Origin of the sequence: Duganella vulcania, assembly GCF_009857655.1 — a bacterium.
Classification (GTDB): Bacteria; Pseudomonadota; Gammaproteobacteria; order Burkholderiales; family Burkholderiaceae_D; genus Rugamonas; species Rugamonas vulcania.
Window position 1 is genome coordinate 36,455 of record NZ_WWCX01000019.1, and the last position, 22,666, is coordinate 59,120.

Genomic DNA, 22,666 nt, shown 5'->3' on the forward strand with positions numbered 1-22,666 from the left:
CTTGCCGTTCACCGAGTTCACGGTGGATATCCGCGTGCGCAAAAGTGCAAAAAAGACAAGCATGCTATGATGCAAAAAATATCACTGAGAGATCTTTATGCCGGAAATCATTCGAAAGGGCGATCGCACCAGTCATGGAGGCACGGTACTCGAAGGCTCCCCTTCCGAGATTTGTATGGGACAGCCCATCGCTTACAAGGGGCATTTGGTTCATTGCCCTAAATGTCGAGGCAACTTTCCCATCGTAGAAGGGGTTATGACCACAACATTTTTCGGCCAAGGTGTCGCGGTCGCCGGCATGAAGACGTCTTGTGGTGCAACGCTCATCGCTACTCAATTTACCGATACCGTGGAGTGGGGCGGTGGTGGTGCCAGCACCGGCGCCACCGGCTCAGCTGCCGCTGCCGCAAAATCCGTAACAAGCGTCAAAGCAAAAGATGCTGAGGCTGCAATATTGGCATCGGCATCGGCTAACTACGACCTGTTTTTCCATGTGAAACACGACGCAACAGGAAATAACTTGAGCAACACGCCTTACAAAATTACGCTTGATGATGGCCGCGAATTTAAAGGCGTCACCGACAAAAACGGCCACACACAAAAAGTATTTTCCGACTCGCCACAGACCGCCAAAATAGAGGTTCCTTACTATGACAACAGCGCAGCTCACGCCACAATCGAATCAGACCCCTGCGGTTGTTAGCGTAGCGAAAGAACTGAGCGGACCGCAATGGGTGCCTCGCTTTCCAGGCAGCCACGCCACGAGCGCGCTCACGCCGGAATTCCGGATTGCTGTGGATTCATTCATAGAGGCAATGGAGGCGGCCGGAATCGAAGTGCATCCTGCCTCGACGTACCGACCGCCCGAGCGCTCTTATTTGATGCACTGGGCGTGGCGGATCAAGAACGGCGCAGACCCTGCATTGGCGCCTGCCATGGATGGGGTAAACATAGAATGGGTACATCCTACCTTGGCGGCGTCCAGGAACGCAGCCAGAGAAATGGCGGTCGCCTATAACATCGATAGTTTAGGTGTGCCGCCAGCGCTGCACTCGTTACATAATGAACGGCAGGCGATCGACATGCGTATCACTTGGAGCGGTACCATCACCATCAAGGATGCCAACGGAACGATGGTGCAAATCGACACGACACCACGCACCGGCATGAATGCGCAACTCAAGGTGGTTGGAGCAAGCTATAACGTGAAGAAATTTGTTGGTGGGGCAAGTGACAAGCCACACTGGTCAACGACTGGTCATTGAATCACTGGTTCGTTCCGTACAGCTTCACAGAGTCGTCGTACTGCGATAGTGTTTTTTGGACAGCCGCATTTTTCTTATACTTGATCGAAAGTTTATTCAGCTGTTTTTTTGCGGCCCCACAGTATTTGTCCATCGATAATTTGAGGTCTTTTTGCTCCTGCTCTGGAAGATCGCTGTCCCATTCCCCGGCCAGGTGCACACACAAGTCGGCATTTTTGATGAACGCCTGAACATCTCGCGGGCTGGTGCTTCCAGCGTAAGCTACGCCAGATACACACAGCCAGGTCGCAAAAATAAATCCGGAAATTTTCATATCATCCTTTAACGTTTCAGCATCCTGCGCGAGGAAGGTGTAAGAGAATTATACGTCTCAATTCACAATCGGGATGTTAGGAACCCTCTCAGTGAATCCCAGCGGCCGCAAAGGTAAAAGATTTTTTGTGGATGCAAGTTCCACGGGGGGATTGTGGAATCTTACTGTTTCCAGTTTGCATTTTGTCGGTACTTTTGTCGGTACTTTTTTTATGCCAATATGTAATACGTACTGTACCTAAAGGCGGTATGCGAAATTCGATTCCGGCAAGCGCACCAGAACACAGCAGTAAAAAAGATATCAAGAAGTCGAAAACCCGCTTCCTCCGTCGGACAAGCGGGTTTTTTGTTGTCCTGAGAAGTTCGGAAAGTCGTCACGTCAGCGCTGCCGACAGGTGCGCCACCAACGCCCGCACCTTGGCCGAATGCTTGCGTTCGGGCGGGCTCACAAGATGAATCGGGGTGCGCGGCGTCTCCCAATCGGGCATGAGTCGCACAACTTCACCGTTCGCCAACTCGCTGTCGAGCAGCCAGGTGGGCAGGTAGCCGATTCCCATGGCCGTCGCCACGGCCGAGCGTAGCACCTCGCTGCTGTTGGTCTGAATATGTCCCTCGACCCGAATACTCTTGACGGTTCCTATCGCCTCGGACGCGCCCGCGCCCGCAGTAAACACCCATAAATTGCTGTTGGCCATCTCCGTGTAGACGATGCATTCGTGCTCCAGCAGGTCTTCCGGACTGACGGGAGGGCGAACGCCCTTGGGAAGGGCCCGCAGGTAGTCGCGATGGGCGAGCAGCATGCGATCCGATGTGCCGACGCGCTTGGCGATCAGCCCGCTGTCCGGCAGCTCGCCGATCCGCACCGACACATCGATCCCCTGTTCGACCAGGTCGATGAATCCATCATGCAGCCGCAGGTCGATTTTGACGTCGGGGTGTGCCGCCATGAAGGACTTCAGCAGGGGCATCAGCTTCCGATGGCCAAAAGCTACCGAGGCGGCCACTCGAATCCAGCCGCGCAGCTGCCCCGCGCCGTTGACGAGGCTGGACTCGGCCTCGGCAATTTCGGCGACCAACCTGCGCGCCTGCACGAAATAGCGGCCGCCTTCTTCGGTCAGGGCAAGCGAGCGCGTTGTCCGGACGAGCAGCTTCGCCCCCAGCTCCTTTTCCAAGGCGGCCACCTGCTTGCTGATGGCGCTTTGGGTGGCGTGGAATTCGTCGGCCACGGCGGAAAAGCTGCCGGACTCGACTACTCTCACAAACGTTCGCATTGCCGACAGCTTGTCCATACTCGCCCTATATATTCCATTTGTTACTAAATGATAGTGCGAAAACCGGGCTATATCAACCAAAGAGAATCAGTCAAAGTAGAGCCATCGATCAAGCAAACCCATCGTTTCTCAACCATTACCAGGAGATTTCCATGACCACCATCAACGTTCCCACCCGCGAAGAAGTCAGCCCAGCCAACCAGGCGATCTTTGACAACCTCAAAAAAGGCTTCGGCATGGTGCCCAACCTGTTCGCCACCTTGGCCCACTCGGAGAATGCCCTCGCCACCTACATGGCGTTTCAAGGCGCCAAGAGCAGCATCACCGGCAAGGCGCGCGAGGTCGTCAACCTTGTCGTCAGCCAGGTGAACGAATGCGAATATTGCCTGGCCGCGCACACCATGGTCGGCAAAATGAACGGCTTCACCGATGCGCAAATCATCGAGATCCGCCATGGCCACGCCAGCTTCGACGCCAAGCTCGACGCGCTCGCCCGCTTGACCAAAGGTATCGCGCAAAGCCGCGGCCATGTCGATCACGGCCTGGTCGAGGCGTTCTTCGCCGCCGGCTGGACCAAGGAAAACCTGGTGGACACCATCGTCGCCATCGGCGACAAGACCGTGACCAACTACCTGCATTCGACCACGCAGATCCCGGTCGACTTTCCCGCTGCCCCACGGCTGGATTGATTGAACACGCGAACTCCACATTTCACTTCACCTCGAGAGGCACCACTGATGAATTCCCTTTATGAGCCACTAGCATTGGGCGATCTGCAACTGAAGAACCGCGTCTTCATGGCGCCACTGACGCGTAATCGGGCCCAGCCGGATGGCGTGCCGGGAATGTGGACGGCGACGTACTACAGCCAGCGCGCATCGGCCGGTTTGATCGTGTCGGAAGCGACGCAAATCTCCGCGATGGGGACGGGCTATGTCAATACGCCGGGCATTTATACGGCCGAGCACATTGCGGGATGGCGCCAAGTTACGCAGGCGGTTCATGATGCGGGTGGACGCATCTTTCTTCAGCTCTGGCATGTTGGCCGCATCTCCCATACCAGCCTGCTTCCGGACAACGCGTCGCCATTGGCCCCCTCGGCGATCACGGCCAAGAGCCAGACGGTGGTTGCGACGGGTTTTGTGGACGTGTCCGAACCGAGGGCGATGACGCTGGCGGATATTCGCCAGACCGTCGAGGAGTACCGTCAGGCGGCGGTCAACGCCAAGGAGGCGGGCTTCGACGGGGTCGAGATCCACGCCGCCAACGGCTACTTGATCGATCAGTTTCTTCAGTCGAAGTCGAACGTGCGCACGGACGACTACGGCGGTGCCGCTTCGAACCGGGTGCGGTTTCTCCGCGAAGTTGTCGAGGCCGTGCTTGGCGTCTGGGAGCCGAGCCGCGTCGGCGTGCGCATTTCCCCCGGCGGCACGTTCAACGATATGGCCGACGCCAACCCGACGGAGACGTTTTCCCATGTTGTTGATGTTCTCAATGCGCTGCGTGTCGGCTACTTGCATGTGGTGGAAGCCTCGCCTGGGCAGGTGCCCGCGAGCGAGGGCTTGCCCGAGCTGTTCGGCCATATGCGCGCGATGTGGAACGGTATCTACATCGTCAATGGCGGATACGACGCCGCGCGGGGCGAGCTGGCCGTCTCCAGCGACCGCGCCGACGCCGTGGCCTACGGACGCCTGTTCCTCGCCAATCCGGATTTGCCAAAGCGCCTGCGACACGGCGGACCGCTGAATGAAGCTGATCCATCGAGCTTCTACGGCGGCACCGAACGCGGCTATATCGACTATCCAACGTGGGGCGCAGACGTTTAAGCGGAAGGCTGTTCCCCGAAGCGTGACGGGCGCAGAAGATCGGCATGGTGTGACAAACCGTGAGCTTCTCGTAGAGGCAAGAGTGTTATGCTGGCTCGGATAATGCTCGGATAGCTGAAGGAACTTTATGCCGCAAGACAGATGGGAACGAATTCGCGGTGGCCTGTACGGCTTGCTCATCGGAGATGCACTCGGCGTACCTTATGAGTTTTCATCTCCGGAAGATATTCCTGAGCGACACCTCATCGAAATGTCCCCACCCAGTGGATTTGCGCGAGCACATCGCGCTGTTCCTGTGGGAACCTGGAGCGACGACGGCGCGCAAGCGTTGGTGTTGTTGGATTCTTTGGTAACGTGTTCGTCGCTCGATCTCAAACAGTTCTCCGACGGATTGCTGGCCTGGTATCGCACGGGATTCATGACACCTGACGGGCACGTTTTCGACATCGGCATCCAGACGATGCAAGCACTTGGCAACTATGCCCGAAGCGGCGATCCCCTCACATGCAGCCCTTCCGATGAACGGAACAATGGAAACGGCTCATTGATGCGTGCGCTTCCATGCGCGTTTTTTTTGACGCCGACCTCAACGGATATTATCGCTCGCGCCAGAAAGCAAAGCATGCCGACTCATGCGCATCTGCGGTCGCAACTGGCCTGTGCACTCTACGCGCTCATGGCTTGGCAGATGGTGGAGGGGGGAACGCCTATCGAGGCACTGGATTACGCGCAGGGTACACTTGAGGAAGCAGTTCATCCGACCGAGCGGCTTGAGTTAGGCATCGTATTAGATGGCCGCTTGGAACCGTCCAAGGGGTCGGGATATGTGGTCGACAGTCTATGGTCTGCAATCCGATGCGTTCTCGCTACTTCGGACTATGAGGCCTGTCTCCGTAACGCCATTGCTCTTGGAAATGACACAGACACGACAGCCTGCATCGCTGGCGGCTTGGCCGGCATCCTCTATGGTGAGCAAGGAATTCCAGTCCGCTGGAAGGAGGCCTTGAACGGTCGAGCAATCGTTGAAAATACGCTTAGTCGTCTGGCTATTGGCCAGGCAACCGTAGCTTAAAGCCGCCATTCGGCCAGCGGCGGCCACTCGACACCAAAGTTAGGAGGAAACGTGCGTACTCAAAAATTATTTTCAGACGTCCTTATGTCAGTAAGCCTACTGCCATTCCTTACAGCGCTCGCATTTGTTTTGGTGAATACTGGAGTTACGGGGATGACGCATTCGGCGTAACTTTCGCTGCCGCTATCGGCTACGGCTTAGCCTATCTTTTTGCGCTGGTGTGTGGTCTTCCCGGGTTCTTTTGGTCATCCGAAATATCAAAGCGCGCTGTGGCAAACAGCCGGTATTCATCAACAGCTCGACTGGCTGTGTTACTCGTCATAGCTTCCCCATTTGTGCTATTGGGGGGCGCTTTTGTCGCCACACTGCTTCGCTAATTTTGCCACGTGACCCGGCTAAATCAACAGCGCACGTAGGTGATGACGTGGTGCGCCAACAGGTCGCCGTTTTCGTTCAGGCACTCCGCTGTACCATACGCGGTTCGCTTGCCTAGCTTGAGTAGGCGCGCCGTACACATGATGTCCTGTTCTTTCGCGCTGCGTAGGAAGGTTGTCTTGATATCGGTCGTTACCCATTGCTCGCTTGTGCCGCGCTCGGTCATGATGGCTAACCACATCGCCACGTCGGCAGCTCCCATGATCGTCATCCCGCTGACAATTCCGCCGGGCCGTTCCAGGCTGCGACTAAATGGCACGGTCACAGTGCATTGTCCTAACTCGCAATTCGATACAAACAGTTTATATGGTTCGAGGAATGCCGATGCGGCGAGTACCGCGTTCAGCTCGTCGGTAGAGGCCATCATTTGATTTGTTTTCATGTGATTAGTTCTTGAACCAAATTTAGAAAATCCCCTGACGCTTCATCGATGATGCCATGCCCGGCTGGTAACGACTTCACTATTCAGCCCGGACCAAGTTTCAAGCGCTCGTAGGTCGAGGAAAAAGTACTCATCGAAGATCTCCCTGCACCCCGCGGAACATGGGCGGATAGTCGAGCACCAGCCCGTGCCGGTCCACATCCAGTTCGGCGGAAAACCCGCCGGGAATTCCGTCGTACCTGTGCGCGAATTGGCGACCAGGCAAGTATAGCGTTGTCATTCGCGATGGGGCGCGAACTGCGCTGTGACTTCGCTTGGCAAAGGAATGTAGGCGACCTCGATCTCCGCGCTCGCCTGCGCCGCCAGTTTTAGCCGCCGGATCGGCAGGGTGTTGGTCGCCGGCGTAACGCCAATGTCGACGTCCAGGCAACCGTCAAGAAAGGCAAGCTGCTCACCGCTGAGCCGGTCCCACCATCGCCCTTGCCCGTCGGCTGCCACCTCCAGACAAGGGCCGCCGACATACGCGACGCGAACGTGGCGGGTGTGAAAGTGTGCGTCGGTACGGACCAGATAATGAGCACCGTAATGTCCTTCGCGGGTGCCGATGAGCACTCCTTCGAGGGTGAACCCGTCAGCGGTTTCGGAAAAATGACACCGTTCCAGTCCTTCGCCGTTCCAGTCGCACCAGTGAACGATGGCAGGCATTTACAAAGTCGCTTCCAGCTCGGCGAGTTTCTTCTCAAGGTCCGCGCGTTCGCCGGCATCTTTAACTTGCGGCATGAGCTGACGCAGGGCTAGCGAGTTCGCTTTTGCAAGGGCCTTGTCGGCCGCGACGGCAACATCCGGTTTGACTCCGGTGCCTTCCCAGTTGCCTTTGGTGATCAGGTTGATCGAACGCCCGACCGGGATGATGGCGACCATGTTCGAATTGATAGGGAACGGACGGATCGGATGCGCGCCACCGCCGCTGGTTTCACCAACCACGGTGATGCGCTTGAGGGCCTGGAGGTTGTACGTGAAATCTTCGGCTGCTGAGAAGGTCTTCCCGCTGGTTAGCACATAGACGGGCTTGTCCGCGCCAAAGCGCTGTCCAGGAACGGATGGGTCGCTCCAGAAGGAATCGGTTTCGTTATCAGCCCGGAAGTAGATGTCCGACAGATGGACCTTCTTATCGCCGAGCAGGTAGCTGGCCACGAATGCCACCATGCGCGGGTCGCCGCCGCCGTTTTGGCGCAGGTCGATGATCATCGCGTGGCCATTGGCTGCCAGATTCATGGCCGCCGTGGCGGCTGTCTTGGCGAAATCCGCGTTAAAGAATCCGTCCAACTTGAGGTACATGATATTGCCCGGCAGGCGTTCCACCTTTTCAAATCCGAAATTCAGGTAGGTCCCGGACTCGATGCGCTTCTTAACCTCGGAGGGCGCGACTTGCGTGGGCGTGGAACGAGGCGTATCGGGCTTTGTGTCCGGGGCGTAGCGGATGCGCAGGTGCTTGTCCGGGTTGGCGGCCTGGATATGGGCCGTCAGCAATTCTGCGAATTCCGCGTGCGTCGCAACCTTCTTGTAGTCGCCCTTGCGCAAATGGTCGCGGACGGCGGCGGCCATCTTGTTGCCGATGTCAGCGTAAACGTAGTTGGCGGAGAGCCGTTGGGCCAAGAGTTCGACGGCGGCGGCCTTGTCCGCGGCGCTCAGCGGCTGGGACTGCTGCGCGGCTGGGGCAGGCCGTTGCTCTTGTGCGCCTGCGCTGGTGAAGGTGATGGCGCAGATGGCCATGACTGCTGCGGGAAGAAGTTTACGCATTATCGAGTTTGTCTCCGTGAAAAACGAATAATTCATAAGGGCTTATGCATTTCGATACTAAGTCAATATTTACAAATCTGCAAACCATTTCAATTAAACTGGCACCTGCCATGTGAAGGAGTGAGCCGTGAGTGATGAGAACAACGAGATGCTGACAGAACAGTCGCCCCAAACAGGCCTGGTCCGTTTGTTTAACGAGACGCGCAAGCGCCTTGTCGAGACTGGCACGCGCAACCGGCTCATTCATGTTAACCGGGCCAACGTGCGGGGCAATGTCATCAATCTCGTCAACGAGCGTTCCGACGATGTGTACGCCATCCTCTCCACCCACAAGGCCATGCGCTTCCTTGCCATCGGACGCGACCGGGACGATGACGGGACCTCTGTTCGCCTTGCGGACGCAGGCGAGCTGGCCTTCGATCACGGCCGCTACACCGACGCCTACCTCGAGACGCGGATGGGACCGGACGCGCTGCAAAAACGGCTGTTGAAGATCGCGCGTGAGGCGCAAACGGCGGAAGAGGAATCCGGGGTTAACATCCTTTACCTGGCGCTGGGTTTCCTGACCTGGTTCGAGGACAAGTCGACTGTCGCTCGCGAAGCACCGCTGGTTCTTCTGCCGGTTGAGCTTACTCGTAACCTGCGCACATCGACCTATGATGTGCGGATCCGGGATGACGAGCTGGTGACCAATTTGCCGCTTCAGCAACGGTTGAAGGATGATTTCGGCATCCAATTACCCGAGATTCATGCTGACGAAGAATGGATACCCTCCAGCTATTTCGAACAGGTCCGGGAGGTCATCCATGGCCAGAGGGACTGGCGAATCGAATCCGACGCAATGCAGCTCGGCTTCTTTTCGTTCTCTAAGCTGCTGATGTATCGCGATCTCGCGCTTGAGGCATGGCCGGAAGGGGCGATAGCGAATCATGGCCTGACACGAGGCCTGTTGTTCGAAGGCTTCGAGCCTGCTCCTTCGATCTTCGACGCCAATGACAAGCTCGACGACATGCTGCCGCCCGAAAAACTTCTGCACGTGGTCGATGCCGATGCGTCACAGGCCCGTGTGATTGAGGAAGTCAGGTCGGGACGCAACCTTGTCGTTCAGGGGCCTCCCGGAACGGGGAAATCCCAAACGATCACCAACATCATCGCAGCGGCCGTCAAGGATGGGAAGCGCGTGCTCTTCCTGGCGGAGAAAATGGCGGCGCTCTCCGTGGTTCATGACCGTCTGGTTCGGGTGGGACTGCGGGACGTTTGCCTTGAGCTTCATTCCAGAAACGTCAACAAGAACGCCGTGTTGGCGGAGCTGGCGCGTACCCTCGGCGCTGCGGCCGCGGTGCCTTCGACCCCTGGCGCGCCGGCGGACCTGACCGCGGTGCGCGATAGGCTCAATCAATTCACCGAGGCGCTTCACCGGCCCATCGGAAATACTGGCGCCACGCCATTCTCGGTGCTGGGTGTGCAGACTCGCTACATAGGACTGGGCGTGCCGGCGCCAGACATCGAGAGTGCCGGCCTGTCCACGATGACGGAGGACAGCGAGCGGCGCCTGCTGGACACGATAAGGCAGTACGGCGACTCGCTAAGGAAAGAGACCTCCAGCGAGAAGCATCCGTTTGAGGGAACGCGGAATCTTGAGCTCCAGCCGGTCGACCTGAAGCGGTTGGAGACTTTGCTATCGGAAGCGCGCGATGCCTTGTCGGCATTGGCTCTCGCGGTTAACGAAGCCATCGCTCAGTTGCGGATCGACGTTCCGATTGCGTTCTCGTCGGTCGCACCGCTTGATGATGTGCTTGCCCGCCTGGAGGGGATGCCTGCGGGAGCGGTCGAGATCGCGAAGGCGCTCTTGTCCGCCGGGGACATCGCGCGAATAAAACAGACCGTGACTGACGGGGCCACCTGGCGCTCCGAACGGGATGCGGCTGAGGCCACTTTTGTCGAATCGGCGTTTTCCGTATCGACTATCACGCTGCGCGGTGCGCTGGCGGCCGGGGTGCATTCGTTCTTTGCGAGATGGGGCGGCGCCTACCGCCGTGCGTCGCGCGAGCTCGCCGGCCTGTTGCGCGGGGCATTGCCCAAGTCGGCCAAAGACCGGCTCGAACTCCTGGATCGCCTGGGAAGTATCGAAGCGTGCAAATTGCGATGGGAGCGCGACTCGGAATATTGCGCTCATGTCTTGCAGGGCGAATGGCGTGGCGAGCTCACCGATTTTCACCGGCTATCGGCAATAGCCGCCTGGTGCGAACGTCTTGATGGTGCAGCGCTGCGTTGCGTTCCCGATGCGCTGCTGTCAATGGCCGCTGACGCCGGCTCCGTCGCGGCAATGCGGAAGGCCTTGCATGAGCGTGAAGCCGCTGCGCGCCGAAAACTGGGCGAGGTCGTTGGCCTGCTGGATCTGGAACCACGCACGTTTGGCGAAGGCGGGCCTGATCGTGCCGACTTGAATGCGTTCGCCAAGCGATGCGATGAGATGGCCAGGTCGACAGACCGCTATGCGGGGTGGAGCAATTTGACGCGCCTTCACAACCGTATCGAGGAAGCTGGCGTGCCTGATTTGGCAAGACGGATGCAGTCCGGTGAGCTCGATAGCGGCATGGCGGCCATCGAGCTTCGCTATGCGCGAGCCGAACGGCTTTGGCATGTCGCGCGTGAGTCGGTTCCCATCTTGCGCGACATGGCGCTTGAGGATAAGCACGACCTGGTCGCGTTGTTCGGGGCGCTTGAGCGGCAACGGCTCTCCGAAAACGTCACCAGCATACTGGCCGGGCATCTGGCCCAGGTCCCGCAAGGCGCGCTGGGCGAGATGAAGGTGGTGCGAGGGGAGATCGGCAAGAAGCGCGGGCATATCGCGCTTCGAAAACTATTCCAGAACGCGGGTACGGCAGTGCAGAGGATTAAGCCGGTTCTGCTCATGAGTCCTATTTCGGTTGCGCAGTTCATTCCACCGGGAGCATTGGAGTTTGATTTGCTTGTGATCGACGAGGCGTCGCAAGTCCGCCCGGAGGATGCGCTCGGCGCCATCGCGCGCGCGACCCAGATCGTGGTTGTCGGCGATCAGAAACAATTGCCGCCTTCGTCCTTCTTTGACCGGCTGCTGGCGGATGAGTCCGACGAAGAGCCGGAAGAGGAAGACGATGGCCTGCTGGGCAATGCCGCGAAGCTCGGCATGATGGAGAGCATACTCAGCCTGTGCGAGGCACGGGGACTCAGCTCACGCATGTTGCGGTGGCATTACCGCTCGCGCGATCCGTCGTTGATATCGGTGTCGAATCATGAGTTCTATGAGGATGGCCTCATTTTGCCGCCATCGCCGTTGCAGGAGGACCCGGCATACGGCCTGTGCTTCACGCGCGTCGACGGTGTCTACGACAAGGGCGGCAAGCGGGATAACCGCAAGGAGGGCGCCGCCATTGTGGAGCGGGTGGCCGAGCATGCGCGCCTGCATCCAGGCCTGTCGCTTGGCATCGTCACGTTTTCCTCGGCGCAGAAGACCTTGATTACAGAGCTGCTGGAATTCGCGCGCCGTAGCGATCCCGCGCTGGATGCGTTTTTGCGGGAAGGGCAGTCGGAAGACGTTTTCGTCAAGAACATTGAGAACGTACAGGGGGATGAGCGGGACGTGATTCTGGTGAGCGTTTGCTACGGCCCTACCGTGGCCGGCGGGCGGCTGACCAGCATGACGTTCGGGCCGGTCAACCTGGAAGGCGGCGAACGGCGGCTTAACGTCCTGTTCACCAGGGCGCGCGTGCGCTGCGAGGTTTTCGCTTCGTTCGATCCAGCCGATATCGACCCAAGCCGAACGACCCGCCAAGGCACTCGCATCTTGAAGCGCTTCCTGGATTTTGCGAACGGTGGTCTGGTGAACGACGCGGAACCAACCGGGCTGCAAGCCGACACGCCGTTTGAGGAGGACGTTGCCGACGTGATCCGGAGTCTGGGCTACCTGGTCGATTCGAGGGTTGGCTCGGCCGGCTTCCGTATCGATATCGGCGTTCGCCATCCGGACCGTCCGGGAACCTATATCGCGGCGGTGGAGTGTGACGGCCAGACTTATCATAGCGCGCAATGGGCTCGTGAGCGGGATCGTCTCCGGCAGGATGTGCTGGAACATCTGGGTTGGCGTTTTCATCGGATATGGAGCACCGATTGGTTCTATAGCCGCAGCATCGAGATCGAGCGCTTGCGCGTCGCCCTCGACGATGCGCGAACCGCTTCGGAGGCTGGCGTAAAGATTGAAGGAGCCAATCGCGCGCGGCCTGTGCCGGCCATGGATCTGGCTATGGAAGCCCCACCGTCATTTGATGTCTCGCGAGTGGAGCCGCGACAGATGCCTGCCTATCGGCGGGCCCATTTCCCGGTGACTGGTGGACAGGAGCCGCATGAGGTGGCCGTTGCCGTGCTGGCGGATCTGGTGAAGCGCATTGTCGATGTCGAAGGACCGATACACATAGAAGAGACCGCGCGGCGCCTGGCGGCCTGCTTTGGAAAGGAAAAAGCGGGGGCGCGCATTGTGACCAAAACGCGCGAGGCGCTCAGCCATGCCCAATCTCATGGGCAAGACTTGCTCTCCGACGGAACGTTCTGGTTTACTCGCCAGCAGTCGGAGGCGCCGCCGGTTAGGGATCGATCGGCTGAGAGCGGTGCGACGATCAAGCCTCTTAGCATCTCCATGCTGGAGGTGACCGCGGCCCTGACGATGGCGCGCAATGACAACGCGGGCGGTGCCGAGAGCGATCTGATACGGACGGCGGCCAGGCTGCTTGGTTTCCGTCGGGTAGGGCCGGACTTGCAGGAGCGGCTTGCGGCGGGCCTGGAACAGCGGAGTTGATGATATAAGCAAATCTCTTGAGGAGCGGTCGTATCGGGCCGGGTCAGTTGAGAAGTCTTAAGGCTGAGATGACGCCGAGGATGGTGACGCCAAATCCGATTATCCAGCGCGTCAGCTCCGCTTTGGCTTGCTCGATGATTGCCTTCAGCTCAGCTACCGAGCGGTCGATTTTGCTGTCCAATCGATCGATCTTAGTGCCCAGCCGATCGATTTTGCTGTCCTGCATATTGACCGTGGCAGAGCTAGCCGCCACTTGTGTCATCACCTCGAGCATCGCCTCGGCCTGAACGTCAGCGGCCTGCGGTGGCACCCCCGCATCGATCAGGCGCTTGGCGTACTTGTGGCTGTCAAAGATTGCGGAGGTCATGGTTAGGGCTCCCGTGCATTCTTCATTATTGCATGTAGTGTCAGAACCGAAGTAGCTTTTGGGGCCGTCCTTTTGTCATTCGTTTGTCCCTTCGCATGTCCCTTTGTATTTTCTCAATGTGTGGAAATGCCCACGTTCAATAATTGGCTCTCGGCATTGTTCTTTTCTTCCCTCGATTTAACAAGGATAAGGGAGTTATGAATGCGGCGCTATACGATTACGTTGGGGGCATCGACCACTGCCGGCGGCAAAGTTATCACAGCCAGCGCTAATGGCAGCATCAACGGAGTACAGATCGCTCTGGAGAACGATCTTATTTTCTGCCCTGCTTGCAAGTCTCAGGGAAAGATATTGTGCGTCGGATCACGCATTCCTGAAACCTGGAACGGAAGGCAAGTCGCACTGGGGGATGACTTGTGCATGTGCGCTTGTTCCATGCCCCCGAAACTTGTTCCAAACCAGACCCTGCGAAGCCGAGTAATCGAGGGCTCGCCAGCATCAGCTGGTGTATCGTCCGCAGCAGAAATTTCATCTGACAGTCAAAATGACCGCACGTCAGAAGAAGAGATTGTCGAGCAATTTTTTTCTCTCTTAGATCAAATCGAACTACCAGCATCACTTTAAGGTCAGACGAGGAGTCAAGTTTACCGATCCGTCGCATGACATTTATGGGATCCAGGATTCCATCAAGCTTGAAATCAAATACAAGACGACCAAGATCAAGAACACCAGCACGGGCAAGGTCTCCACGATCCGTGTGGAGATTGGCCGCTATGATCATCAATATGATTCAACAGCAGCTTATGGTGGAACGATCTTCTGGAAATTTAATCCACAATTTCTGGAAGTTACGCATGGATGGGAATACAAATGATGCGCCGCCTTTTGTTCTTCGTGATCTGCCTGGTTGTGTCGGAGGCACGGGCTGCCGAGCCTTCCAGCGCGGCGATTCTCAGCTGTCTGTCTGCGAGAGCCGTTTCTTCGTCCGTGACTTGGAAGGCTCTGCCGACGAAGGAAATTAATTCGCAAGACGACTACCAGGATGGGTTCAACGCTACCTATTATTTCGTCGCGCAAGGGAAGGAGGTTGGCTACGCGGAGAAGGGCGTGGCGAAGGGCATCCTTTTTGATCACAAAATTTATCCGCTGGAGTCGGCCCGAGCGCTCGCCGGCTTTGAAGCGCGTCCGACTGAGCTGAACCCGTACATCGCGGAGTGGGGAACGGTAAAGGATGCAAGCGGAAAATTTATGTGCGTCAGTTTTCCTTTTGGTGCACTAGGTCAGAGCGGGAGCTTTCAGCAAAACAGAAGCGCCTATTTGATCGCGCTTACTGGGCCCAGGAATGCCCGGATCCTCTATTCCGCGAGCGGTCGTATCGATTCGATTGAGGCTCCAAGATAGCGGGCTGGAGAAATTCCCTTTGGTACGCTGATAGAATAGGGATTCAAGCCCATCCTGAGAGCGACCATGAACGACTACATCATCCTCATGCTTGACGATACCGCGAACCCCGACGCCGCAAACAGCGCGCTTTGGGAATCCTATATCACCGGCCTGCGTCAGAGCGGCCAGTTCGACGGCGGCAGTTCCATCGGTCAGGGCGCGGTGTATCGCAAAGGCGCACCGGCGGATTCCGCAAGCCTGTGTGTCACCGGCTACCTGCGCGTGCGCGCCGCTGATCTCGATGATGCTGCGCGCTTCCTGGTCGGCAATCCGCACTATGAAGCCGGTGGCGGCGTGGAGATCCGCGAGCTGCCGCCGGATTAATCCGGCTACGGGGTCTCCATCGCGGCGGCTTCCTCTTCCTGCAGGTTCCCGATACACCAGATGCAGACGCCGTCGCATGCGCACGGGATAGATCTTTGCGCGCTCTGGAATCAGGGCACCAATACAGCAGCGCCATCCAGATCGCCGCCGCGCAGTGCGGCCAGCGCCTCGTTGGCCTGCCCCAGCGGGAACACCGTCGTGTGGGTTTGCAGCGGGCATTCCGCTGCGAGCTGGAAAAAGGCCACCCCATCGGCGCGCGTGAGGTTGGCTACGGACCGCAGCGTCCGCTCTCCCCACAGCAGCGCGTAAGGAAACGCCGGCACTTCGCTCATGTGGATGCCGGCACAAATCACGCTGCCGCCGGCGCGGACCGCCGCCAGCGCGCGCGGCACCAAGGCCCCGTTTGGCGCGAACAGGATGGCGGCGTCCAGCGGAACCGGCGCGGCTTGCTCGCTGTCGCCGGCCCAGATCGCGCCCAGGCGGCGGGCGAATTCCTGTGAGCGCGTGTCGCCTGGCCGCGTGAACGCATACACCTCGCGTCCCTGATGGCGGGCGATCTGGCACAGGATGTGGGCCGCCGCGCCAAACCCGTACAGGCCGATGCGCTGGGCCTGGCCTGCCATCGCGTACGCGCGGTAGCCGATCAGGCCGGCGCACAGCAGCGGCGCGGCGTGGACGTCGTCATAAGCGGCGGGCAGGCGGAAGACGTAGCGCGCGTCGGCCACCATGTATCCGGCATAGCCGCCGTTCAGGTCGTAACCTGTGAAGAGGGCTTGTTCGCACAGGTTTTCATTTTGTCTGGCGCAGTAGGGACAATGGCCGCAGCTGTCGCCCAGCCATGCAACGCCCACGCGGTCGCCGGGTGCATAGCCTTGCACTTCGGCGCCGCAGCGCACCACATATCCGACCACTTCATGGCCTGGTATCAGCGGCGATTGGTGCGGCGCCAGTTCGCCGTCGATGATGTGCAGGTCGGTACGGCATACACCACACGCGCTCACCCGCAGCAGCAACTGTTGGGACGAGGGCGTGGGTATCGCTATGTGCGCGGCGCGCAGCGCCTGGCCCGGCCGATCCAGCAGCATGGCCAGCATTTGGCCATCAGGACCAAGCGAGCCGCTCATGATGTCAGCGGAACACCAGCACCGGGATCTGGCTGTGAGTCAGCACTTTCTGCGTTTCGCTGCCCAGCAACATCCCTTTGACGCCGCGCCGCCCATGCGAGGCCATGCAGATAAGGTCGCAGCCGTGCAGGCGTGCGGTTTCGATGATCTGCTCGTAGGGCTGGTCGTCGGTGCAGATGACCGTCTTGCATTGCACACCCATTTCACCTGCGGCCTTTTCGATATCGTCGAGGTAGCGCTGCGCGTGCTGCTGGCTGTCGCGGAGATATTCGTCGCGGGTGGCTTCCAGCATGTCGGCATGCGCCGTCAGGACGTGGAAGGGCGCGATCACGTGCACGGCGGTGACCGTGGCGTTGCTCTCCTTGGCGAAGGCGATGGTCTTCTGGATGATGGCGGAGGAAATGGCCGAGCCGTCGGTCGGCAATAAGATGTGTTTGAACATGATCTTCTTTCCGTTGCGTGAGCGAGTGGGTGGCTGGTTACACTGTACTGCAGTTCAAATAAATCAGACGTACGACTAACGCTTGGTGCCGCCGGCAATGGCAACCTTGGGCTTGCGCGGTGCGGCCTGCTTGTCTTGTTCGCGCTGCAGGCGCGCCATGCGGCGCCGGATTTCATCCGAGTCCATCCACAGGTCGGAGCCTTTCAGGATGTTCTTGATTTCGCTGGCGGCCAGGAAGGGCTGGCAGGTGCGCGACATGAATTTCTCGAACCAGCTGCTGAGCGCCAGCGATTCGGCTTGCTGTTCGTTGCCCTTGCCGGTGAAGACGCCGGAGTAGATGTGGAACAGCAGCTGGCAATTGTCGTGCACCACCAGTTCGTCGCCGGCCAGGAAGATGAACGCGCCCATCGAGTAGGCGCGCGCTTCCAGCACGGTGACCACGTGCGCGTTAGACGCCTGCATGTTGTTGATGATCTGAAGCCCGGTGTCGAAGTCGCCGCCGGAGGTATTCAGATGCAGGAACACCAGGTCGTTCTCGCTGGCGGTGCGCAGGGTGTGGAACAGATCGGTGTAGTAGCTTGCCTGGACGATGCTGCCCGACAGGTAGTAGGAGATCTGCCGCAGCTGCGTGTGGTATTCGTAGCGCATCAGGCCCTGGAACGGTTCCTGCCCCGCATCCTCCGGTTCCTGCTCCTGTTCCTTGAAGACTGATGGCCTCATCGTGCAACTCCTGCGATAGGCGTTTTTTTCGCCGCGGAGCGCAGCACCGAAACCACGGACAGCCATAGGGCGCGCGGGCGTGTTTGCGTGCGATAACGTTGAATCACGGGCATGATGGTTCCTTGGTGAGTTGGCGCTGCCTGCCGTAGCGGCCTGCTTGATTTACAAGGTAGTGCATCACCTCAACAGAAGCATCAGCGGCGCTTGACGCAAATCAAATAACCAAGAAATTGTTTGTGGCGGCTTCGTCGTCCTGCCGTCAGCGGCTTGCAGTGGTACGCCCGCATCGGATTCAAGATTCCATCAAGCTTGAAATCAAATACAAGACGACCAAGGTCAAGAACACCAGCACGGGAAAGGTCTCCGTGACCCGTGTAGAGATTGGTCGCAGGCGTTGCCGACGGCGGAAATTAACTCGCAGGACGATTACCAGGATGGGTTCAACGCAACCCTAGGGCAAAGCGGCAGCTTTCAGCAAAATAGAAGTGCCTATTCGGTCGCGCTTACTGGCCCCGGGAATGCCCGCATCCTTTATTCGGCGACCGGTCATATTGATTTGAGCGGGACGCCAAAATAAGGAGCGCGATGAGGCGTTCAGGCAGCAAAGAACTGGGCCGAGTCCGCTACTTGCCACACTCCTTCAATACGCTTCCTGCTATCGATACGCCATACGTGAGAGAAGCGTACCAGGACCGGGGCGTCGCCCTCGCTCTTCGTCATTTGATAGTGGCCTAGTGCTACAACCGTATCTCCGCCATCCACAAAGCTGTCTGGCACAGCGCCAAAGGAATGGACGCGAGCGCGCAGCTTCTGATAGAACCCGCCAAATATTTCGGCCAGGCCGCGATAAACCGCGCCTTCTGGAAAGCCTGGGCAAACATCCCACACAGGTTCATCCACCAATATCTCGCGGATTGCTTGTTGATCTTTGGCTTTCAGCGCCCGATAGAGCGCCTTAACTTGTCGTACGCTTTCAGAATCGCTTGAGCTGTCGTCCAAAACGGAAATTTGCGCGGGTGTCATCTGCTGCCTTTCTGAGTCGGTGAGTTAAGATATGAGGTTCGACGGTGGCAGTTCCATCGCCGCGGCTTCCTCGTCCTGCCGTTCCTTGATGCACCAATCGACAAAGCCGCGCAACGCGGCAGACATGTGCTTGCGGCTCGGGTAGTACAGGTAGAAACCGGGCATGGCCGGACACCACTCTTCGAACAGGCGCACCAGCTGGCCCTGCCGGATGTGCTCCAGCGCGTAGGACTCATGGACGAACGCGATGCCGACGCCGTCGCATGCCGCGTCCACCATCATGGCGTCGTCGTCCAGCACGAGCGGGCCGTCGACGCTGACCGCCATTCCCTGGCCATCGCGTTCGAATTCCCATGCGTAGATCACGCCGCTGGGGAAGCGGCGGCCGATGCAGGGCAGGCCGCGCAGATCGGGCGGGCCGGCGGGGCGGCCATGCACATCGAGAAAATCTGGCGCCGCGACCACCGCGAAGCGTTGCGCCGCGCCGATGGGAATGGCGATCATGTCCAGCGCCAGGCTCTCGCCAAAGCGCACGCCGGCATCGTAGCCCTCGGCCACGATGTCGACCAGCTGATCGTCGGTGACGACTTCGATCTTGACGCCCGGGTGCATCTTCAGGAAGCCGCTCAATATCGGCGCCAGCAGCAGGCGTGCGGCGGGGCGCGGCACGTTCAGCCGCAGCGTGCCCTGGATGGTGTCGCGGAAGCCGTTGATTTCATCGAGCGCCTGGTCCAGGTCCTCGATCACGCGGCTCACCCGCGCGTACAGATGCTTGCCCGCCTCGGTGGGCTCGACGCTGCGCGTGGTGCGGTTCAGCAGGCGTATGCCCAGCCGCGTCTCCAGCGCGCGCATGGCGTGGCTCAGCGATGAGGCGGTGACGTTGCGTTCCTCGGCCGCCTTGCGGAAGCTGCGGTGGCGCGCGACGGCGACAAATATTTCCAGCTCGTTGAGGTCATGTCGCATAGGTGCTATTGCTGAATTCCGTTCATTGGTTCAAGTGATTTCCTGGTGATTGTATAGAGAATAGAGCAAACGTATCATTTTAACCATTGATTACAAGGAGCGGAAAATGAAACAGCGAAAATTGGGAAGTGGCGGCTTGCAGGTTTCGGCCATCGGCCTCGGTTGCATGGGCATGAGTTTCGCCTACGGCGGCGGCGACGATGCGGAGTCCATCCGCACCATGCACCGGGCCGTCGAAATGGGCGTGACCTTCTTCGATACGGCCGAGGTGTACGGGCCTTACGTCAATGAGGAGCTGGTCGGCAAGGCGCTCAGGAGCGTGCGCGACAAGGTGCGGATCGCCACCAAGTTCGGCTTCCGCATCCTGCCGCACGGCCAGGGATTGCAGCGCATGGCGGGCGTCGACAGCCGGCCGGAGCATATCCGGGAAGCGGTGACCGGCTCGCTGCGACGCCTCGGTATCGAGACTATCGACCTGCTGTACCAGCACCGTCCCGATCCGTCCGTGCCGGTGGAGGAGGTGGTGGGCGTGATGGCGGAGCTGGTGCGCGAGGGGAAGGTGCGCCACCTGGGCCTGTCGGAGGTGTCGGCCGCGACGGTGCGGCGGGCGCATGCGGTGCATCCGATCGCCGCCGTGCAGAGCGAGTATTCGCTGTGGAGCCGCGATCCGGAACAGCAGGTGCTGCCGGTGTGCCGTGAGCTGGGCATAGGCTTCGTGCCATACAGCCCGCTGGGCCGGGGCTTCCTGACCGGCGAGATGACGTCGCCCGATGGGCTGGCGCACGATGATTTCCGCCGCACGCTGCCGCGTTTCCAGGATGCGGCCATGCGCGACAATCTCGCCTTGATCCGCCAGTTGCAGCAACTGGCTGACGGCCACGGCATGACGGTGGCGCAGTTGGCGCTGGCCTGGCTGCTGCATCAGGGTGAGGACATTGTGCCCATCCCCGGAGCGCGCCAGCTCGGCCATCTGGAGGAGAACTGCGGCGCGGCGGAGATCACGCTGGGCACGGCGGACCTGGCTGCCATCGATGCCATCTTCAAGGAGGGCAATGTGCACGGCGCGCGCTACGCCCAGGGCGATTTTGATTTGCTGGAGAATTGAACCTGCGGGCTGACCGGCGTCTGATATCATCGCCCGATGAACAAGAAACTGCTTTTCGTCGCCGCCGTCGCCGGCCTGCTGGGTTTGCTCAACCTGATGAGCCACGCTGAGCAGCGCGGCCAGGCGCCGTTCAAATCGCTGGTCAGTCCGGTCAGCTGCGCGCAGCCGCAGTGGCCGGACGAGGCGCGGCGCTATGAAATCGAAGGCGTGACGACGATACGTTTCAAGATCGGCGAGGACGGCAAGGTGGTGCGTCCGGAAGTGTCCCAGGGCAGCGGCTGGAAGATCCTCGACGATGCCGCCATCAACGGCATCTCCCGCTGCGTGTTCCAGCCACACCTGGACGAAGCCAAAAGCGGCGCTTCCTTTCCGATGCAATTTGTCTGGCAGTTCAGCGACGGCCCGGCTGTCCGGCCCAAGCTGGTGGCCGGCAGCTGCCAGCCATCCGGCCGCTTCGACGGCTTCAAGGAATTCGACCGCCGGCCGAGCGGCAACGACGGCATCCTGCTGCGCTTCCTGGTCAACAGCGACGGTGCGCCGATCCGCGTGGTGGCCGAACCCAGCGGCCAAGCGCCGGACGTGGTGGCGCAGGCTGCCGGCTATCTGCAGAGTTGCCGTTTCGCGATCGATCCGCAACTGCCGGGCCAGCACACGGACACGGCGTTCGGCCGCGTGCTGCTTAAGCCCTAGCTATTTGCCGGCGCGCAGTGCTTGCAGTTCGCCTTTGAGCCAGACGCCGCTGGCGACGGCCGGCTGGGTGCCGCATCGCACCTGATAATTTTTCCCCGAGCTGCTGCTGGAACTGGCGGCCAGGTCGATGAACTGTTCGGTGCTCCCGACCTGTTTTTTCTCGACCAGATAGTCGAGCTTGCGCGTCAGATGGGTCTTGGCGTCGACCGGCGTGTACCAGCTGCCGTTGCGGTTGAACTGGCAGCCCGAGTTGGCCAGCCGGTTGAGCAAGGCGTTGATTTCCGTGCGCGAGGCCGGCGACAGTTCGGCCGCCATGCCTGAAGTCATGGCCAGCATTAAAATGGGCAGGGTCAGGTATTTGATTTTCAAGGGCCTTTAGCGCAGGTCTTCGGCGCGGCGCTTGTCCGGTTCCGACAGCACGCGGGCAATTACGGGCAGGGGCACGCCCGCATCTTCAAGGAAGGTGGCGGCGGCTTCGCGGCCGGCGGTTTCAAGCAGGGCCAGGCCCGCGTTGACGGCGATGGCTTTGACGCGATCTGGACGCGAACGGCGTTCTATTTGCATGGGTGACTCCGGTTGTTGGTCAACAGCAGCATTTGAGCTTATCACAAAAGCAATTGGAAGATCCTTCTTTTGGCCGGCTTGAAGAACCGGGGAACGTCGCTAAATTGTACAGAGATACTCACAAAGGATGGAATATGACGACAACTGAAAAAGCGATATTGGCCGGCGGATGCTTCTGGGGCGTGCAGGATCTGCTGCGCAGGTACCCAGGCGTGCTGGCGACGCGGGTCGGCTATACCGGCGGCGATGTGGCGAACGCCACGTACCGCAACCACGGCACCCATGCCGAAGGGCTGGAAATCATTTTTGATCCGGCCGTGATCAGCTATCGCAAGATTCTGGAATTCTTCTTCCAGATCCACGATCCGACCACCCGCAACCGGCAGGGCAACGACATCGGTACCAGTTATCGTTCGGCAATCTACTATGTTGACGAGAAACAGAAGGCGGTCGCCGAGGACACCATCGCCGACGTCAACGCGTCCGGTCTGTGGCCGGGGAAAGTCGTCACCGAAGTGGCGCCGGCCGGGCCGTTCTGGGAGGCGGAACCGGAGCACCAGGACTATCTGGAGCGCGTTCCGAACGGCTACACCTGCCATTTCATCCGTCCGGACTGGCAGTTGCCCAAGCGGTGATGCTGATAATATTTCCAATCTAATCAATCGCTTGGCGGCCGGAAGGTATTCGGAAGGCAAGCTTCCGGTTGT

Annotated in this window: 25 protein-coding genes; 12 read left to right on the top strand and 13 right to left on the bottom strand. The window is 59.3% G+C overall.

The genetic code is table 11. The features are described from left to right. Nucleotides 1–97 precede the first annotated feature (97 nt). Nucleotides 98–703, top strand: coding sequence for a PAAR domain-containing protein (locus tag GTP90_RS13700; RefSeq protein ID WP_161084069.1), 606 nt, complete (start codon nt 98–100; stop codon nt 701–703). Continuing rightward, nucleotides 651–1,265, top strand: coding sequence for a peptidoglycan-binding domain-containing protein (locus GTP90_RS13705; RefSeq protein WP_161084070.1), 615 nt, complete (start codon nt 651–653; stop codon nt 1,263–1,265). Before GTP90_RS13700 ends, GTP90_RS13705 begins: the two co-directional genes overlap by 53 nt. A 1-nt stretch (nt 1,266) precedes the next feature. On the opposite strand, the gene GTP90_RS13710 is transcribed toward GTP90_RS13705, so the two are convergent. Together GTP90_RS13710 and GTP90_RS13715 are read right to left on the bottom strand one after the other, a co-directional pair. Beyond that, nucleotides 1,267–1,578, bottom strand: a complete 312-nt coding sequence (locus GTP90_RS13710; protein ID WP_217431968.1) for a hypothetical protein — start codon at nt 1,576–1,578, stop codon at nt 1,267–1,269. 373 nt (nt 1,579–1,951) lie between these two features. Then, the gene (locus tag GTP90_RS13715; protein WP_161084071.1) at nt 1,952–2,866 is read right to left on the bottom strand and encodes a LysR family transcriptional regulator; all 915 of its coding nucleotides are present in this window, start codon (nt 2,864–2,866) and stop codon (nt 1,952–1,954) included. A 134-nt stretch (nt 2,867–3,000) separates the two neighbouring features. Here GTP90_RS13715 and GTP90_RS13720 point away from each other — a divergent pair, with 134 nt between their 5' ends. The 3 genes from GTP90_RS13720 (at nt 3,001) to GTP90_RS13730 (ending at nt 5,746) form a co-directional block, all read left to right on the top strand. Next, the gene (locus tag GTP90_RS13720) at nt 3,001–3,537 is read left to right on the top strand and encodes a carboxymuconolactone decarboxylase family protein (RefSeq protein ID WP_161084072.1); all 537 of its coding nucleotides are present in this window, start codon (nt 3,001–3,003) and stop codon (nt 3,535–3,537) included. A gap of 48 nt (nt 3,538–3,585) precedes the next feature. After that, the gene (locus tag GTP90_RS13725) at nt 3,586–4,674 is read left to right on the top strand and encodes an alkene reductase (RefSeq protein ID WP_161084073.1); all 1,089 of its coding nucleotides are present in this window, start codon (nt 3,586–3,588) and stop codon (nt 4,672–4,674) included. Between the two features lie 127 nt (nt 4,675–4,801). After that, a complete protein-coding gene (locus tag GTP90_RS13730; RefSeq protein ID WP_161084074.1) occupies nt 4,802–5,746 on the top strand; it encodes an ADP-ribosylglycohydrolase family protein in 945 nt (314 codons plus the stop codon). 400 nt (nt 5,747–6,146) lie between these two features. On the opposite strand, the gene GTP90_RS13735 is transcribed toward GTP90_RS13730, so the two are convergent. The 3 genes from GTP90_RS13735 to GTP90_RS13745 all read right to left on the bottom strand — a co-directional run bounded on the left by GTP90_RS13735 (nt 6,147) and on the right by GTP90_RS13745 (nt 8,363). Then, nucleotides 6,147–6,563: a PaaI family thioesterase gene (locus GTP90_RS13735; protein WP_161084075.1), complete on the bottom strand. Its 417-nt coding sequence runs from the start codon at nt 6,561–6,563 to the stop codon at nt 6,147–6,149. Nucleotides 6,564–6,839: 276 nt separating this feature from the next. Beyond that, nucleotides 6,840–7,268 carry a putative glycolipid-binding domain-containing protein gene (locus GTP90_RS13740; protein WP_217431970.1) on the bottom strand — a complete coding sequence of 143 codons (429 nt, stop codon included), beginning with the start codon at nt 7,266–7,268 and terminating at the stop codon, nt 6,840–6,842. Then, nucleotides 7,269–8,363, bottom strand: coding sequence for a S41 family peptidase (locus GTP90_RS13745; protein WP_161084076.1), 1,095 nt, complete (start codon nt 8,361–8,363; stop codon nt 7,269–7,271). It abuts the gene before it with no gap. A gap of 127 nt (nt 8,364–8,490) precedes the next feature. Here GTP90_RS13745 and GTP90_RS13750 point away from each other — a divergent pair, with 127 nt between their 5' ends. Further along, complete coding sequence (locus GTP90_RS13750) at nt 8,491–13,194, top strand: DUF3320 domain-containing protein (RefSeq protein ID WP_217431972.1); 4,704 nt, start codon at nt 8,491–8,493, stop codon at nt 13,192–13,194. 43 nt (nt 13,195–13,237) lie between these two features. Here GTP90_RS13750 and GTP90_RS13755 read toward each other — a convergent pair whose 3' ends face one another. Further along, a complete protein-coding gene (locus tag GTP90_RS13755; RefSeq protein ID WP_161084077.1) occupies nt 13,238–13,561 on the bottom strand; it encodes a CCDC90 family protein in 324 nt (107 codons plus the stop codon). 201 nt (nt 13,562–13,762) lie between these two features. Here GTP90_RS13755 and GTP90_RS13760 point away from each other — a divergent pair, with 201 nt between their 5' ends. The 3 genes from GTP90_RS13760 (at nt 13,763) to GTP90_RS13770 (ending at nt 15,328) form a co-directional block, all read left to right on the top strand. Continuing rightward, nucleotides 13,763–14,185 (top strand): PAAR domain-containing protein, encoded by a 423-nt coding sequence (locus GTP90_RS13760; protein WP_161084078.1) that lies wholly within the window; start codon nt 13,763–13,765, stop codon nt 14,183–14,185. Between the two features lie 246 nt (nt 14,186–14,431). Next, nucleotides 14,432–14,962 (top strand): hypothetical protein, encoded by a 531-nt coding sequence (locus GTP90_RS13765; protein ID WP_161084079.1) that lies wholly within the window; start codon nt 14,432–14,434, stop codon nt 14,960–14,962. A 66-nt stretch (nt 14,963–15,028) separates the two neighbouring features. Further along, entirely contained in the window at nt 15,029–15,328 is a 300-nt protein-coding gene (locus tag GTP90_RS13770) for a hypothetical protein (protein WP_161084080.1), read from the top strand. A gap of 110 nt (nt 15,329–15,438) precedes the next feature. On the opposite strand, the gene GTP90_RS13775 is transcribed toward GTP90_RS13770, so the two are convergent. From GTP90_RS13775 to GTP90_RS13795, 5 genes are all read right to left on the bottom strand, one after another. Then, complete coding sequence (locus GTP90_RS13775) at nt 15,439–16,422, bottom strand: zinc-dependent alcohol dehydrogenase family protein (protein ID WP_161084113.1); 984 nt, start codon at nt 16,420–16,422, stop codon at nt 15,439–15,441. Between the two features lie 34 nt (nt 16,423–16,456). After that, the gene (locus GTP90_RS13780; protein WP_161084081.1) at nt 16,457–16,894 is read right to left on the bottom strand and encodes a universal stress protein; all 438 of its coding nucleotides are present in this window, start codon (nt 16,892–16,894) and stop codon (nt 16,457–16,459) included. Between the two features lie 75 nt (nt 16,895–16,969). Then, nucleotides 16,970–17,614, bottom strand: a complete 645-nt coding sequence (locus tag GTP90_RS13785) for a Clp protease ClpP (RefSeq protein WP_161084082.1) — start codon at nt 17,612–17,614, stop codon at nt 16,970–16,972. Between the two features lie 594 nt (nt 17,615–18,208). Continuing rightward, nucleotides 18,209–18,637, bottom strand: a complete 429-nt coding sequence (locus tag GTP90_RS13790; RefSeq protein WP_161084083.1) for a nuclear transport factor 2 family protein — start codon at nt 18,635–18,637, stop codon at nt 18,209–18,211. A 24-nt stretch (nt 18,638–18,661) separates the two neighbouring features. Continuing rightward, complete coding sequence (locus GTP90_RS13795; RefSeq protein WP_161084084.1) at nt 18,662–19,600, bottom strand: LysR family transcriptional regulator; 939 nt, start codon at nt 19,598–19,600, stop codon at nt 18,662–18,664. A gap of 106 nt (nt 19,601–19,706) precedes the next feature. On the opposite strand from GTP90_RS13795, the gene GTP90_RS13800 reads away from it, so the two are divergent. Both GTP90_RS13800 and GTP90_RS13805 read left to right on the top strand, forming a co-directional pair. After that, a complete protein-coding gene (locus GTP90_RS13800) occupies nt 19,707–20,705 on the top strand; it encodes an aldo/keto reductase (protein ID WP_161084085.1) in 999 nt (332 codons plus the stop codon). A gap of 36 nt (nt 20,706–20,741) precedes the next feature. Continuing rightward, a complete protein-coding gene (locus GTP90_RS13805; protein WP_161084086.1) occupies nt 20,742–21,395 on the top strand; it encodes an energy transducer TonB in 654 nt (217 codons plus the stop codon). Here GTP90_RS13805 and GTP90_RS13810 read toward each other — a convergent pair whose 3' ends face one another. Beyond that, entirely contained in the window at nt 21,396–21,764 is a 369-nt protein-coding gene (locus GTP90_RS13810; RefSeq protein WP_254451855.1) for a YfeK family protein, read from the bottom strand. A gap of 6 nt (nt 21,765–21,770) precedes the next feature. Next, nucleotides 21,771–21,959: a hypothetical protein gene (locus GTP90_RS13815; RefSeq protein WP_117011873.1), complete on the bottom strand. Its 189-nt coding sequence runs from the start codon at nt 21,957–21,959 to the stop codon at nt 21,771–21,773. Nucleotides 21,960–22,093: 134 nt separating this feature from the next. Here GTP90_RS13815 and msrA point away from each other — a divergent pair, with 134 nt between their 5' ends. Beyond that, on the top strand, nt 22,094–22,594 hold the full coding sequence (gene msrA / locus GTP90_RS13820) for a peptide-methionine (S)-S-oxide reductase MsrA (RefSeq protein WP_161084087.1): 501 nt from the start codon (nt 22,094–22,096) through the stop codon (nt 22,592–22,594). Nucleotides 22,595–22,666 lie beyond the last annotated feature (72 nt).

Bases quoted from the DNA above. Each gene is read 5' to 3' on its own strand.
- GTP90_RS13700 (WP_161084069.1), top strand. From the start codon at position 98: ATGCCGGAAATCATTCGAAAGGGCGATCGCACCAGTCATGGAGGCACG.
- GTP90_RS13705 (WP_161084070.1), top strand. From the start codon at position 651: ATGACAACAGCGCAGCTCACGCCACAATCGAATCAGACCCCTGCGGTT.
- GTP90_RS13710 (WP_217431968.1), bottom strand. From the start codon at position 1,578: ATGAAAATTTCCGGATTTATTTTTGCGACCTGGCTGTGTGTATCTGGC.
- GTP90_RS13715 (WP_161084071.1), bottom strand. From the start codon at position 2,866: ATGGACAAGCTGTCGGCAATGCGAACGTTTGTGAGAGTAGTCGAGTCC.
- GTP90_RS13720 (WP_161084072.1), top strand. From the start codon at position 3,001: ATGACCACCATCAACGTTCCCACCCGCGAAGAAGTCAGCCCAGCCAAC.
- GTP90_RS13725 (WP_161084073.1), top strand. From the start codon at position 3,586: ATGAATTCCCTTTATGAGCCACTAGCATTGGGCGATCTGCAACTGAAG.
- GTP90_RS13730 (WP_161084074.1), top strand. From the start codon at position 4,802: ATGCCGCAAGACAGATGGGAACGAATTCGCGGTGGCCTGTACGGCTTG.
- GTP90_RS13735 (WP_161084075.1), bottom strand. From the start codon at position 6,563: ATGAAAACAAATCAAATGATGGCCTCTACCGACGAGCTGAACGCGGTA.
- GTP90_RS13740 (WP_217431970.1), bottom strand. From the start codon at position 7,268: ATGCCTGCCATCGTTCACTGGTGCGACTGGAACGGCGAAGGACTGGAA.
- GTP90_RS13745 (WP_161084076.1), bottom strand. From the start codon at position 8,363: ATGCGTAAACTTCTTCCCGCAGCAGTCATGGCCATCTGCGCCATCACC.
- GTP90_RS13755 (WP_161084077.1), bottom strand. From the start codon at position 13,561: ATGACCTCCGCAATCTTTGACAGCCACAAGTACGCCAAGCGCCTGATC.
- GTP90_RS13760 (WP_161084078.1), top strand. From the start codon at position 13,763: ATGCGGCGCTATACGATTACGTTGGGGGCATCGACCACTGCCGGCGGC.
- GTP90_RS13765 (WP_161084079.1), top strand. From the start codon at position 14,432: ATGATGCGCCGCCTTTTGTTCTTCGTGATCTGCCTGGTTGTGTCGGAG.
- GTP90_RS13770 (WP_161084080.1), top strand. From the start codon at position 15,029: ATGAACGACTACATCATCCTCATGCTTGACGATACCGCGAACCCCGAC.
- GTP90_RS13775 (WP_161084113.1), bottom strand. From the start codon at position 16,422: ATGCTGGCCATGCTGCTGGATCGGCCGGGCCAGGCGCTGCGCGCCGCG.
- GTP90_RS13780 (WP_161084081.1), bottom strand. From the start codon at position 16,894: ATGTTCAAACACATCTTATTGCCGACCGACGGCTCGGCCATTTCCTCC.
- GTP90_RS13785 (WP_161084082.1), bottom strand. From the start codon at position 17,614: ATGAGGCCATCAGTCTTCAAGGAACAGGAGCAGGAACCGGAGGATGCG.
- GTP90_RS13790 (WP_161084083.1), bottom strand. From the start codon at position 18,637: ATGACACCCGCGCAAATTTCCGTTTTGGACGACAGCTCAAGCGATTCT.
- GTP90_RS13795 (WP_161084084.1), bottom strand. From the start codon at position 19,600: ATGCGACATGACCTCAACGAGCTGGAAATATTTGTCGCCGTCGCGCGC.
- GTP90_RS13800 (WP_161084085.1), top strand. From the start codon at position 19,707: ATGAAACAGCGAAAATTGGGAAGTGGCGGCTTGCAGGTTTCGGCCATC.
- GTP90_RS13805 (WP_161084086.1), top strand. From the start codon at position 20,742: ATGAACAAGAAACTGCTTTTCGTCGCCGCCGTCGCCGGCCTGCTGGGT.
- GTP90_RS13815 (WP_117011873.1), bottom strand. From the start codon at position 21,959: ATGCAAATAGAACGCCGTTCGCGTCCAGATCGCGTCAAAGCCATCGCC.
- msrA (WP_161084087.1), top strand. From the start codon at position 22,094: ATGACGACAACTGAAAAAGCGATATTGGCCGGCGGATGCTTCTGGGGC.